The organism is Brevundimonas sp. SGAir0440, from assembly GCF_005484585.1.
In the GTDB taxonomy this organism is placed as follows: domain Bacteria; phylum Pseudomonadota; class Alphaproteobacteria; order Caulobacterales; family Caulobacteraceae; genus Brevundimonas.
The window spans coordinates 181995-195373 of sequence record NZ_CP039435.1 but is presented as its reverse complement, the minus strand read 5'-3'; the positions used below and the strand labels follow the sequence as shown (position 1 = coordinate 195373).

The window sequence follows — 13379 nt, the reverse complement described above, 5'->3', positions numbered from 1 at the left end:
ATAAAAGCGTCCATCGGGCTGGAAACGACAAAGGGGTCTAGGATCATGAACCGTCATGTGAAGTGCGCGCTGCTGGCCGGCGCGGCGTGGGGCGTGCTTGCGGGGGCCACGTTCGCCCAGGATGCGGAGGCGACCGCTCAGGTCGCGAACGCTCAGGACGCCGCCACCGTCGACGACATCGTCGTCACCGCGCGCCGCCGCGCGGAAAGCCTGCAGGATGTGCCGGTCGCGGTGACCGCCGTCAGCGGCGAACAGCTTGAGGCGCGCGGCGCCCTGGACATCACCGAACTGGCGCGCTCGACGCCCAGCCTGACGCTGAACGCCGCGCGGGGCTCGAACTCGACCCTCATCTCCTTCATTCGCGGCGTGGGCCAGCAGGATCCGCTGTGGGGCTTCGATCCCGGCGTCGGCCTGTATATCGACGACGTCTATGTGGCCCGTCCGCAGGCCGCCGTTCTGGACATCTTCGACGTGGAGCGGGTCGAGGTGCTGCGCGGTCCGCAAGGCACGCTCTACGGCCGCAACACCATCGGCGGCGCCATCAAATACGTGACCAGCCGCATCAATGCGGACGAGCCCGAGGGAAGCCTGCGCGCCTCCTACGGCAGCTACAACCAGCGCGACGTGATCGCCAGCGCCCAACTGCCCTTCAACGACGAGTTCAAGGTCTCGGCCGCCTTGGCCCGCTATCTGCGCGATGGCTACGGCAAGAACCTGAACACCGGCAACGAACACTACAACAAGGACGTGACCGCCTTCCGCGCCAGCGCGGAATGGAGCCCGACCGACAGCCTGTTCTTCCGTCTGGCCGGCGATCTGGTGAACGACGATTCCAACGCGCGCCACGGTCACCGCGAGTTCGCGCCGTCGCCCGCCGATGTCTATGACACCAACGCCGGCGCCGGCGACAAGAACCGCGTCCAGACGCGCGGCGTGTCGCTGACCGGCGAATGGGAGATGAGCGACATGTTCACCTTCAAGTCGATCACCGCCTATCGTGAAGGCCTGACGCGCGGCAACATCGACTTCGACAACCTGCCTCAGCCCATCCTCGACATTCCCGCCGCCTATGACGACGACCAGTTCAGCCAGGAGTTTCAGGTTCTGGTCAGCGCGGGCCGCCTGAACGGCGTCGCCGGCGTCTTCTACATGGACGCCAACGCCTCGGGGGCCTTCGACACCGTCGTTGGTCTGGCCAATCTGACGACCCTGACCTCGGGTTCAGTGGCGACCAAGAGCTACGCCGCCTTCGCCGACTTCTCGTATGACTTCACCGACGCCCTGTCGGTCTCGGTCGGCGGACGCTTCACCAAGGACGAGAAGGAAGGCACCGTCTTCCGTCAGCAGTATCTGGGCATCCGCAGCCCCTATTTCGGCAACAACGCCGCCGTGCCGCTGGGCGCGCCGCGCACCAACTACACCCGCACCCGCGAGTTCGAGAAGTTCACGCCGCGCGTCTCGGTCAACTACAAGTTCGGCCCCGATCTGACGGCCTATGCCTCCTGGGGCGAGGGCTTCAAATCGGGCGGCTTCGACATGCGCGGCGATGCGGTCCTGTATCCCGCCACCGTCAACGGCTATGCGCCGGAAACGGTTGAGACCTATGAGATCGGGCTGAAGGGTTCGCTGCTGGATCGTCGCCTGACCTTCGCCACCGCGATCTTCGATTCCAGCTACGAGAACCAGCAGATCACGACCCAGTATCCGGCCGGCGCGACCGTCGCCTCGGTGGTGGACAATGTCGGCTCGTCCTCGATACGCGGTTGGGAGTTCGAAGGCCGCGTGCGCGCCACCGACGCCCTGACGTTCAACGCCTCGCTGAGCTACATTGACGCCAAGTTCGACCAGTTCCTGGCCTATATCCCGACGGCCTCGGGCAATACGTCCTGCCCGACCCTGCCGGGCTGCGTCGTCGACGTATCCTCGCAGCGCGACTTCCAGAACACGCCGGAATGGACCGGATCGATCTCGGCCAACTACAACTGGGTCATGGAGAATGGCTCGTCGATCGCCTTCATCCCGTCGGTCGCTTACCGCGGCGCCTATCAGCAGTTCGAAACGCCCGCGCCGCTGCTCGATCAGGACGCCTACTGGATGTATGACGCCAGCATCGTCTGGACCTCGTCCGACGACCGCCTGACCTTCGGCGTCCACGGCAAGAACCTGGGCGACGAGCGCTATCGCGTCGGCGGCTATACCTTCCCCGGCGCCCTGACCGGCAACTCGATCATCGGCTTCTACGGCCCGCCGCGCACCGTCACGGCGACCCTGGGTCTGAAGTTCTGATCCACATCCATAACGCCTGACGACGAGGGGCGGCGGTCTCCGGGCCGCCGCCCCTTTTCGCTCCGCCGGGCCTATTTTGCACAGGGCGGACTTGCGGCTAGGCTCGCCGCAACGAACAACAAGACGCCGAGGGGAAACGCCGATGACGACGGAGACGCTGACGGTCCAGGAGGCGCGGCCCGAGCGGCCTGAGCGGCCCGGCTACCGCTACTATGTGCTGGCGGTTCTGATCCTGATCTACATGCTGAACTTCCTGGATCGCCAGATCATCGGCATCCTGGCCGCGCCGTTGAAGGAAGAGTTCGGCATGTCCGACAGCCAGTTCGGCCTGTTGGGCGGCATCGCCTTCGCCTCGGTCTATTCGACACTGGCTATACCCCTGGCGTGGCTGGCCGACCGGTTCAGCCGGGTCTGGATCATGACCGGCGCCCTGGCCGTCTGGTCGGGCTTCACCGCCCTGTGCGGCATGGCCGGATCGTTCGGCCAGCTGTTCCTGTGCCGGATGGGCGTGGGCATCGGCGAGGCGGGCGGCGTGGCTCCGGCCTATTCGCTGATCGCCGACTATTTCCCGCCGCATCAGCGCGCGCGGGCCATGGCGGCCTTCGCCTTCGGCATTCCGCTGGGCATGGCGGCGGGGACCTTGGTCGGTGGTCTACTGGCGGCGACCTACGGCTGGCGCACCGCCTTCATCGTGGTCGGCCTGCTGGGTGTGCTGGTCGCGCCCCTGCTGCGTCTGACGGTGCGTGATCCCAAGCGGGGCGGCATAGACGCCATCAAGACCGAGGCCCAGGTCGCGGCCCTGGCGGCCGCGCCGGTCGGCACCGATCGGGCCGGCAAGATCGCCGCCCAGATCATGCTGGGTCTCGGCGCCGGTCTGCTGATCCTCGGCGCCTTGAGCTGGCTGATGGGCATGTCGCTGGGCAATCCGCTGGTGCTGGCGTTCGGCGGCCTGCTGGCGGTGGTGATCGGCGTTTCGCTGATGATCGCGCGTCGCACCGCCTCGGTGGTGATCAAGAAGCCCAGTTTCTGGCTGCTGGGCCTGGGCGCGGCCTCATCGTCGGTGTGCGGCTATGGCGTGGCCGGCTGGCTGCCGCTGTTCTTTATGCGCAGCTTCGACCTGACCCTGAAACAGACCAGCATCTATTATTCCGGCATCGCCCTGATCGGCGGCATCCTGGGCATCTGGCTGGGCGGCATGATCGCCGACAAGCTGTCCAAGAAGGGCAAGGGCGCCTATCCTCTGACGCCCGCCGTCGCCTTCCTGATCTCGGCGCCGTGCTTCATCCTGGCGATGAACTCGCCCTGGCTGATCGGCCTGGTTCTGCCCGGCGGCGGCAGCCACGTTCAGCAGCTGACCCTGGCCTTCCTGATCTTCCTGTTGCCGACCGGATTGAACCTGGCCTGGCTGGGCCCGATCACGGCGGCGGTCCAGCATCTGGTGCCGGCGGCCATGCGCTCGACGGCCTCGGCCCTGTTCCTGCTGCTGAACAATCTGCTCGGGATCGCGGTCGGCTTCTACTATTTCGGCTGGATGAGCGACCTGCTGGCGCCGCGCTTCGGCGAGGAAAGCCTGCGCTGGGCCATCTACACCGGCATGGGCTTCTATGTGCTGGCCGCGATCCTGCTGATCGGGGCATCGCGCACCCTCAAGAAGGACTGGGTCGACTAAAGGGGGGCTGTGGACGGTTGCACCTGCGAAGGGGTGGGGCCTATAAGCCCCGCAACTCTCCCAGCAGCGGTTGCGACGGTCCCCCATGAACATTCACGAATATCAGGCCAAGCAGGTCCTCAAAGGCTTCGGCGCTCCGGTCGCGCAAGGCGTCGCGGTGACGTCGGTCGATCAGGTCGAGGCGGCCGCCAAGTCGCTGCCCGGCCCGCTCTATGTCGTGAAGTCGCAAATCCACGCCGGCGGCCGCGGCAAGGGCAAGTTCAAGGAACTGCCGGCCGACGCCAAGGGCGGCGTGCGCCTGGCCTTCTCGGTCGAGGAAGCCGTCGCCCACGCCAAGGAAATGCTGGGCAACACCCTGGTCACCGCCCAGACGGGCGACGCCGGCAAGCAGGTCAACCGCCTCTACATCGAGGACGGCGCCGACATCGAGCGTGAACTGTACTGCTCGCTGCTGGTCGACCGCGCCTACGGCCGCATCGCCTTCGTCGTCTCGACCGAAGGCGGCATGGACATCGAAACCGTCGCCCACGACACGCCCGAGAAAATCCAGAACATCGTCATCGACCCCAGCGCGGGCGTGACCGACGCCGACGTCGCCGCCATCGTCGCCGCCTACGGCCTAACGGGCGCCGCGGCCGAAGACGCCAAGTCGCTGTTCCCCGCCCTGTACAAGGCCTTCGTCGAGAAGGACATGGACATGCTGGAGGTGAACCCCCTGATCGTGATGAAGGACGGCCACCTGCGCGTTCTGGACGCCAAGGTCAGCTTCGACGGCAACGCCCTGTTCCGCCACGACGACATCAAGGAACTGCGCGACGAAACCGAAGAAGACGCCAAGGAAATCGAAGCGTCCAAGTGGGACCTCGCCTACGTCTCGCTGGACGGCAACATCGGCTGCATGGTCAACGGCGCCGGTCTGGCCATGGCGACGATGGACATCATCAAGCTGTACGGCAAGGAGCCGGCCAACTTCTGCGACGTCGGCGGCGGCGCCGGCAAGGAGAAGGTCGCTGCGGCCTTCAAGATCATCACCGCCGACCCGAACGTCCAGGGCATCCTGGTCAACATCTTCGGCGGCATCATGAAGTGCGACGTCATCGCCGAGGGCGTGGTCGCGGCCGTGAAGGAAGTGGGCCTGAAGGTGCCGCTGGTCGTGCGTCTGGAAGGCACCAACGCCGAACTGGGCAAGAAAATCCTGAACGAGTCGGGCCTGACCATCCAGGCCGCCGATGACCTCGACGACGCCGCCCAGAAGATCGTCGCGGCGGTCGGCTAAGGCTTCGGCCTTACTCGCCACCGCCCCGCTGACACATCGAATTCAGAGCACAGACCCATGTCCATTCTCGTCGACAAGAACACCAAGATCATCGTCCAGGGCCTGACCGGCAAGACCGGCGGCTTCCACACCGAACAGGCGCTGGCCTATCACGGCACCCAGATGGTCGCCGGCGTGCACCCCTCCAAGGGCGGCACGAACTGGACCGGATCGCACGGTGAGAGCCTGCCGATCTACGCCTCGGTCGCTGAAGCCAAGGACGCCACGGGCGCCGACGCCTCGGTGATCTACGTCCCGCCGTCGGGCGCGGCCGCCGCGATCATCGAAGCCATCGACGCCGAAATCCCCTTCATCACCTGCATCACCGAGGGCATCCCGGTGATGGACATGGTCAAGGTCAAGCGTCGCCTGGAAGGCTCCAAGTCGCGCCTGCTGGGCCCGAACTGCCCCGGCATCCTGACGCCGGACGAGTGCAAGATCGGCATCATGCCGGGCAACATCTTCAAGAAGGGCTCGGTTGGCATCGTGTCGCGTTCGGGCACCCTGACATATGAAGCCGTGTTCCAGACCACCAACGAAGGCCTGGGCCAGACCACGGCCGTCGGCATCGGCGGCGACCCGGTCAAGGGCACCGAATTCATCGACGTGCTGGAACTGTTCCTGGCCGACGAGGAAACCACCTCGATCATCATGATCGGCGAAATCGGCGGCGGCGCGGAAGAAGACGCCGCCCAGTTCCTGATCGACGAAGCCAAGAAGGGCCGCAAGAAGCCGATGGCCGGCTTCATCGCGGGCCGCACGGCTCCGAAGGGCCGCACCATGGGTCACGCCGGCGCCGTCGTCTCGGGCGGCAAGGGCGATGCGGAATCCAAGATCGCGGCGATGGAAGCCGCCGGCATCCGCATGTCGGAATCGCCCGCGCGCCTCGGCAAGACCCTGGTCGAAGTGCTGAAGGGCTGAGGCTTCCAAGTGCGTGCTGCGCGCGGGCGCTACGCTCGCCGCGCGGCGCCTCGCTGCTTGAGCGCCTTTTCGGCATCAAAAATGCCGTGTGACGCATCGATGAACGCCCTCGGCTCAGGCCGGGGGCGTTTTTTCTTGGGCCTGCGACCAATTTCCTACCAAATTGCCCCGTTTCGGTCATGACCCGTCAGGAAACGACGCCTATATGACGGGCGCGCCCCTCACGGAGATGTGTCCGTCGGGGCCCAGGGATTGCGAAACGATGGCGGACGATGCCGGTCGGCTGAACCAGGTCTTTGCCGAGACCTCATTCCTCTACGGGTCCAATGCGGCCTACGTCGAGGAGCTTCAGGAGAAGTGGGCGAAAGACCCCGGCTCCGTTTCCGCCGAATGGAAAGCCTTTTTCGACCAGCTGCGCGATAACGCCGCGCTGGTGACCGCCTCGGCTGGCGCCGGCAGCTGGGGTCGCGGCACAGCGACCGAGCCGACCGAAGAGACCGGCGTCTTCGACGGCCGTTGGCCGGCGCCGAAGCCCGATCCCAAAAAGGCCGGCGCTGCGCCGGCTGCTGCTGCGCCCAAGGCCGCGGCCGCCGACGTCTCGGCCGATGCGATCCGCGCCGCCGCCCACGATTCCATCCGCGCCCTGATGCTGATCCGCAGCTATCGCGTGCGGGGCCACCTGCAGGCCAAGCTGGACCCGCTGGGCATTGAGCAGCCGGTCGAGAACCCTGAGCTGACGCCCGAATTCTACGGCTTCACCGGCGCCGATCTGGACCGCCCGATCTTCCTGGACGGCGTGCTTGGTCTTCAGACCGGCACGATCCGTGAAGTGCTGGAAATCCTGAAGCGCACCTACTGCGGCAACATCGGCATCCAGTTCATGCACATCGCTGAGCCGGAAGAGAAATCCTGGCTGCAGCAGCGGTTCGAGGGCGCCGACAAGTTCGAGCAGAACGCCTTCTCCAAGGAAGGCAAGCTGGCCATCCTGTCTAAGCTGGTCGAGGCCGAGGGCTTCGAGCGCTTCCTGCACAAGCGTTTCCCCGGCACCAAGCGCTTCGGCCTGGACGGCGGCGAGGCCATGGTCCCGGCGCTGGAGCAGGTCATCAAGCGCGGCGGTTCGCTGGGCGTCGACGAGGTCGTGCTGGGCATGGCTCACCGCGGCCGCCTGAACGTGCTCGCCGCCGTGATGGGCAAGCCCTACAAGGTCATCTTCCACGAGTTCCAGGGCGGCTCGGCCGTGCCGAGCGACATCGAGGGCTCGGGAGACGTCAAATATCACATGGGCGCTTCGTCGAACCGCGAGTTCGACGGCAACCACGTCCACCTGTCGCTGACCGCCAACCCGTCTCACCTCGAGATCGTCAACCCGGTCGTGCTGGGCAAGGCGCGCGCCAAACAGGCGTTCGACATTCGCGAGGCCAACGAGGGCGTGCCCGAGGGGCAGTGGGCGCTGGACCGCTCGAAGGTCGTGCCGCTGCTGATCCACGGCGACGCCGCCTTCGCCGGCCAGGGCGTGGTCGCGGAGTGCTTCGCCCTGATGGGGCTGAAGGGCTACCGCACCGGCGGCACGCTGCACTTCGTCATCAACAACCAGATCGGCTTCACCACCAGCCCGCGCAACTCGCGCTCGTCGCCCTATCCGTCGGATGTGGCCCTGATGGTCCAGGCGCCGATCTTCCACGTGAACGGCGACGATCCCGAAGCGGTCGTCTTCGCCGCCAAGGTGGCCACCGAATACCGCCAGAAGTTCCACAAGGACGTGGTGGTGGACATGTTCTGCTACCGCCGCTTCGGCCACAACGAAGGCGACGATCCCACCTTCACCCAGCCGCTGATGTATTCGAAGATCCGCGCCCAGCCCTCGACCCGCGAACTCTATTCGCAGCGTCTGGTGGCCGAAGGCGTGATCAGCCAGGCCGAGGTGGACGCCGAGGTCGAGCGGTTCGAGAAATTCCTCGACGAGCAGTTCGAGGCCGGCAAGACCTGGTCCGCCGAGAAGGCCGACTGGCTGGACGGCCAGTGGCAGGGCTTCCAGTCGCCCAAGGACGAGCTGCGCGGCGACACCGCCGTGCCGCTGGCCAAGCTGACCGACCTGGGCCACCGCCTGACCACGATCCCCAACAGCGTCGACATGCACAAGACGCTGAAGCGCGTCATCGACGGTCGCCGCGAAGCCGTCACCTCGGGCCAGGGCCTGGACTGGGCCACGGCCGAGAGCCTGGCCTTCGCCTCGCTGGTCGATGAAGGTTTCCCGATCCGTCTGTCGGGTCAGGATTCGGTGCGCGGCACCTTCTCGCAGCGTCACTCGGGCATCATCGATCAGACGACCGAAGAGCGCTACATCCCGCTGAACAACCTGCGCGAAGGCCAGGCCAATTTCGAAGTCATCGACTCGGCCCTGTCCGAAGAGGCCGTGCTGGGCTTCGAGTACGGCTATTCGCTGGCCGACCCCAATACGCTGGTCATGTGGGAAGCCCAGTTCGGCGACTTCGTGAACGGCGCCCAGGTGGTGATCGACCAGTTCATCTCTTCGGGCGAACGCAAGTGGCTGCGCATGAGCGGCCTGACCATGCTGCTGCCGCACGGCTATGAAGGCCAGGGGCCGGAACACTCCTCGGCCCGTCTGGAGCGCTTCCTGCAGGCCTGCGCCGAAGACAATATGCAGGTCGCCAATTGCACCACCCCGGCCAACTATTTCCACATCCTGCGTCGCCAGATGCACCGGCCGTTCCGCAAGCCGCTGATCCTGATGACGCCCAAGTCGCTGCTGCGTCACAAGAAGGCGGTATCCAGCCTGGCCGATCTGGCCGAAGGCTCGTCCTTCCACCGCGTCCTGCACGACGACGCCCAGACGCGGCCCGAGATCGCCGGCATCACGATCAAGGCGGACAAGGACATCCGCCGCGTCATCCTGTGTTCGGGCAAGGTCTATTACGATCTGCTGGACGCGCGCGAGAAGAAGGCCAAGGACGGTCAGGCGGTGGACGACGTCTACATCCTGCGTCTGGAGCAGTTCTATCCGTGGCCGATCCAGTCGCTGCGCAAGGAACTGGCCCGCTTCCCCAACGCCGAACTGGTCTGGTGCCAGGAAGAGCCGAAGAACATGGGCGGCTGGACCTTCGTGGATCCGTGGCTGGAGTTGACGCTGGACAAGCTGGACGTGAAGGCCAAGCGCGCCCGCTACGTCGGCCGTCCCGGATCGGCCTCGACCGCCGCCGGTCTGATGAGCCGGCACCTGAAGGAACTCGAAGCCTTCACGACCGAAGCCTTCGCCTGATACACGTACAAAAGACCGACTAGAGACGAGCTGGACCTGACATGGCCGACATCCTGACCCCCGCCCTCGGTGAATCCGTCACCGAAGCCACCATCGCAAAGTGGACCAAGAAGGTCGGTGATCCGGTCAAGAAGGACGAACTGCTGGTCGAGCTGGAGACCGACAAGGTCTCGCTGGAAGTCGTCTCGCCCGCCGACGGCGTGCTGGGCGACATCAAGGCGGCCGAGGGCGATAACGTCGTTCCCGGCACGGTGCTGGGTTCGGTGACGGAAGGCGCGTCCGCCGGCGCTCCGGCCGCTGCGCCCGCCGCTGCCCCGGCCAAGGCCGCCAAAGCTGACGCCAAGGCCGCGCCGGCCGCCGCTGCTCCGGCCGCCGCCGCGATCGACATCACCGTCCCGGTCATGGGCGAGAGCGTCGCCGAAGGCTCGATGGGCAAGTGGGTCAAGAAGAACGGCGACACGGTCAAGAAGGACGAACTGCTGGTCGAGATCGAGACCGACAAGGTCGCGGTCGAAGTCTCCGCCCCGGCTGACGGCGTTCTGACGATCGCCGCCGACGAAGGCGCGACCGTCACGCCGGGCCAGAAGATCGGCTCAATCTCAGGATCGGGCTCGGGTTCGGGTGCTGCGAGCGCGCCCGCCGCCGCCTCGGCTCCCGCCGCAGCCGCTCCGGCGCCCGCCGCCGCCCCGGCCAACACCGGCTCGGCCCAGGTCTCGACCGCCAGAAACGAAACCCTGTCGCCCGCCGTCCAGCGCGTGGTCGGCGAGAACAATCTGGATCCCAAGGCCATCAACGCCACGGGACCGAAGGGCAACATCACCAAGGCCGACGCCATCGCCGCCATCGGCCAGGCCTCGGCGCCGGCTCCTGCCGCCGCCGCCGCTCCGGCCGCCCCGCGCGCCGACCAGCCGCGCGAAGAGCGGGTGAAGATGACGCGCCTGCGTCAGACCATCGCCCGCCGCCTGAAGGAATCGCAGAACACCGCCGCCCAGCTGACCACCTTCAACGAGGTGGACATGACCAACGTCATGGCCCTGCGCGCCCAGTACAAGGACGTGTTCGAAAAGCGCCACGGCGTGAAGCTGGGCTTCATGTCCTTCTTCACCAAGGCCGTCGTCGCGGCCCTGCATGAGATCCCGGCCGTCAACGCCGAGATCGACGGCACGGACATCATCTACAAGAACCACTACGACATCGGCGTCGCCGTCGGCACCGACAAGGGGCTGGTGGTTCCGGTCCTGCGTGACGCCGACACCCTGTCGCTCGCCGGCATCGAAAAGGGCATCGGCGCCCTGGGCAAGGCCGCGCGTGACGGCTCGCTGACCATGGATCAGATGCAGGGCGGCACCTTCACCATCACCAACGGCGGCACCTATGGCTCGCTGATGTCGACGCCGATCCTGAATGCGCCGCAGTCGGGCATCCTGGGCATGCACAACATCGTCCAGCGCCCGATGGCCATCAACGGCGAGGTCAAGATCCGCCCGATGATGTATCTGGCCCTCAGCTACGATCACCGCATCGTCGACGGCAAGGAAGCCGTGACCTTCCTGGTCCGGGTCAAGGAACTGCTGGAAGATCCGGCGCGGGCCCTGCTGGACCTCTGATTTCCTGAAAGGCGGCGATGATCTCGCCGCCTTTTTCTTTGCTGCGAGGCGCGACCATGCTGACCCTCTACGCCGCGACCGGATCCTGCAGCCGGGCCAGCCATATTGCGCTGGAGGAGTCGGGGCTGGCCTATGAGGTTCGTCTGGTCGACTTCGCCAGGGCCGAGCAACGCGAGGCGGCCTATCTGGCGATCAATCCCAAGGGCCGCGTTCCTGCGCTCGCGACCGATCAGGGCGTCCTGACCGAGAGCCCCGCCATTCTGGCGCACATCGCCGCCCTGTCGCCGCCCGGCTTTCTGGCGCCGACCGATCCCTTCGCCTTTGCGCGGATGCAGGCGTTCAACCTCTATCTGGCCACCACCGTCCACGTCGCCCACGCCCACGGTCGCCGCGCCGCGCGGTGGAGCGACGACGCCGCCGCCCAGGCGTCGATGGCGGCCAAGGTCACGCAGAACATGCGCGACGGCTTTGCGTTGATCGAGGCGGACCTGACCGGCGAATGGGCGATGGGCGACGCCTATACGGTCGCGGACCCCTATCTGTTCACCTTCGCCGGCTGGCTGGAAAGCGACGGCGTGGACATCGCCGCATTCCCGCGCGTCCAGGCGCACTTCGAGCGCATGAAGGCGCGTCCGGCGGTTCAGCGCGCCCTGTCCGCCAAAGCTTAGCGGGCGCGCTCGCAGACCAACGGTTGTGTCTAATTTGCGCCGGTCGTTAACGATCCGAATCGGCGACGCATTTTCCCTGATTACAAGCGCCGAAAATGGCGCCTTATTTCGGACATGGAGTGGGCGGCGCGCGCGATAGGGATGTTCTACGTCTTGGGCGGACTGATGCTGTTGTATCAGGCCTGGCTCAACTGGCGTCTGCAACGGGCGCTGTCCGGCGTCATCGCCGTTCCGGCAGACGATCAGATCGCAGACGGCGTGATCGCCTTGGGCGGCGTGGTGGTGCTGATGTCCGGCGTCGCCCTGGCGGCGCTCAGCGCCTGGGCCGTGGTCGCCTTTCTCGCCGGTTGGGCGATCCAGGCCGCCTATCTGCTGTGGGTCAACCGCGCCGATCTCGACAGCCCCCTGGCCAGCGGCCGGTTGAAGTCGGTGCATGCCTTCGCCGCCTACACCGCCGTCACCGGCGTGGTGCTGTGGCTGCCGCTGACCGGCGTCCTGGGCTGATCAGCCGAACTCGGCTTCCAGATCGGCCAGACGCGCCGCCTGGTCCTCGGCGATCAGGGCGTTCAGCAGCGGATCGATGTCGCCTTCCATGATCTGGGGCAGGCTGTGCAGGGTCAGGTTGATGCGGTGATCGCTGACCCGCCCTTGCGGATAGTTGTAGGTGCGGATCCGTTCGGACCGGTCGCCCGAACCGACCTGCGACTTGCGGCTGTCCGAGCGGGCCAGGTCCTTGGCCTGGCGCTGCATGTCGTACAGGCGCACGCGCAGGTTCTTCATCGCCTTGTCGCGGTTGACGTGCTGGGACTTCTCCGACGACGTCACCATGATGCCGGTGGGCAGGTGGGTGATGCGCACGGCGGAATCGGTCGTATTGACGTGCTGCCCGCCCGAACCCGACGCGCGGAAGGTGTCGATGCGGATGTCCTTGTCGTGGATTTCGATCTCCACGTCCTCGACCTCGGGCAGGACCGCCACCGTCGCCGCAGAGGTGTGGATGCGCCCTTGCGACTCGGTCGTCGGCACCCGCTGCACCCGGTGAACGCCGCTTTCGAACTTCAGCCGGCCGAACACGCCCTCGCCCGTCACCGTGGCGATGATTTCCTTATAGCCGCCGGCGTCGCCCTCGGTCGCGGAATCCAGCTCGATCCGCCAGCCGCGCGAGGCGGCGTAGCGCGAATACATGCGGAACAGATCGCCCGCGAACAGGGCCGCCTCGTCCCCGCCGGTGCCGGCGCGCACTTCCAGCACGGCCGAGGCGTTCTCGTCGGCGTCGCGCGGGGCCAGCAGCAGCGCGACTTCGCGTTCCAGCTCGGGCAGCCTGTCGGTCAGCGCCCGCAGCTCTTCCTCGGCCATCGCCGCCATTTCCGGATCGGCCGTCATGGCTTCCAGGTCCGCCATTTCGGCGCGCGCGCGAGCCAGGCCCTGAACCGCATCGACGACGGGCTTCAGCTCGGCGTGCTCCTTGGACAGCCGCACGATCTCGGCGCCGTCCGTCGCCGAACCCATGCGCGCCTCCACCTCGTGGAAACGGTCGAGCACCTGATCGAGACGGGCCTTGGGCAGTCGCAAGAGGGAAATGTCCTGAGAAAAAGCGGAGCGCCGTCCTTACCCGCCGGGGGGCGTCGTGTCGATT

At 66.4% G+C, this 13379-nt stretch carries 9 protein-coding genes; 8 read left to right on the top strand and 1 reads right to left on the bottom strand.

The features are described from left to right. Positions 1–45: 45 nt before the first annotated feature. The 8 genes from E7T10_RS00920 to E7T10_RS00885 all read left to right on the top strand — a co-directional run bounded on the left by E7T10_RS00920 (position 46) and on the right by E7T10_RS00885 (position 12247). Positions 46–2286, top strand: a complete 2241-nt coding sequence (locus E7T10_RS00920; protein ID WP_137720344.1) for a TonB-dependent receptor — start codon at positions 46–48, stop codon at positions 2284–2286. A gap of 142 nt (positions 2287–2428) precedes the next feature. Further along, the gene (locus E7T10_RS00915; RefSeq protein WP_137720343.1) at positions 2429–3955 is read left to right on the top strand and encodes an MFS transporter; all 1527 of its coding nucleotides are present in this window, start codon (positions 2429–2431) and stop codon (positions 3953–3955) included. An 85-nt stretch (positions 3956–4040) separates the two neighbouring features. Next, positions 4041–5231, top strand: coding sequence for an ADP-forming succinate--CoA ligase subunit beta (gene sucC, locus E7T10_RS00910; protein ID WP_091751315.1), 1191 nt, complete (start codon positions 4041–4043; stop codon positions 5229–5231). A gap of 57 nt (positions 5232–5288) precedes the next feature. Next, the gene (sucD, locus tag E7T10_RS00905; RefSeq protein ID WP_045809475.1) at positions 5289–6191 is read left to right on the top strand and encodes a succinate--CoA ligase subunit alpha; all 903 of its coding nucleotides are present in this window, start codon (positions 5289–5291) and stop codon (positions 6189–6191) included. Positions 6192–6453: 262 nt separating this feature from the next. Next, positions 6454–9468, top strand: a complete 3015-nt coding sequence (locus E7T10_RS00900) for a 2-oxoglutarate dehydrogenase E1 component (protein ID WP_137720342.1) — start codon at positions 6454–6456, stop codon at positions 9466–9468. Positions 9469–9509: 41 nt separating this feature from the next. Then, a complete protein-coding gene (gene odhB, locus E7T10_RS00895; RefSeq protein WP_137720341.1) occupies positions 9510–11075 on the top strand; it encodes a 2-oxoglutarate dehydrogenase complex dihydrolipoyllysine-residue succinyltransferase in 1566 nt (521 codons plus the stop codon). 56 nt (positions 11076–11131) lie between these two features. Next, positions 11132–11743, top strand: a complete 612-nt coding sequence (locus tag E7T10_RS00890; RefSeq protein ID WP_137720340.1) for a glutathione S-transferase family protein — start codon at positions 11132–11134, stop codon at positions 11741–11743. 141 nt (positions 11744–11884) lie between these two features. Then, a complete protein-coding gene (locus tag E7T10_RS00885) occupies positions 11885–12247 on the top strand; it encodes a hypothetical protein (RefSeq protein ID WP_205196067.1) in 363 nt (120 codons plus the stop codon). On the opposite strand, the gene prfA is transcribed toward E7T10_RS00885, so the two are convergent. After that, on the bottom strand, positions 12248–13315 hold the full coding sequence (gene prfA, locus E7T10_RS00880) for a peptide chain release factor 1 (protein WP_137720339.1): 1068 nt from the start codon (positions 13313–13315) through the stop codon (positions 12248–12250). Between the last annotated feature and the right edge of the window lie 64 nt (positions 13316–13379).

Coding starts and splice junctions, on each gene's coding strand:
- E7T10_RS00885 (WP_205196067.1), top strand. CDS start 11,885: ATGTTCTACGTCTTGGGCGGACTGATGCTGTTGTATCAGGCCTGGCTC.
- E7T10_RS00890 (WP_137720340.1), top strand. CDS start 11,132: ATGCTGACCCTCTACGCCGCGACCGGATCCTGCAGCCGGGCCAGCCAT.
- odhB (WP_137720341.1), top strand. CDS start 9,510: ATGGCCGACATCCTGACCCCCGCCCTCGGTGAATCCGTCACCGAAGCC.
- sucD (WP_045809475.1), top strand. CDS start 5,289: ATGTCCATTCTCGTCGACAAGAACACCAAGATCATCGTCCAGGGCCTG.
- E7T10_RS00900 (WP_137720342.1), top strand. CDS start 6,454: ATGGCGGACGATGCCGGTCGGCTGAACCAGGTCTTTGCCGAGACCTCA.
- E7T10_RS00915 (WP_137720343.1), top strand. CDS start 2,429: ATGACGACGGAGACGCTGACGGTCCAGGAGGCGCGGCCCGAGCGGCCT.
- E7T10_RS00920 (WP_137720344.1), top strand. CDS start 46: ATGAACCGTCATGTGAAGTGCGCGCTGCTGGCCGGCGCGGCGTGGGGC.
- sucC (WP_091751315.1), top strand. CDS start 4,041: ATGAACATTCACGAATATCAGGCCAAGCAGGTCCTCAAAGGCTTCGGC.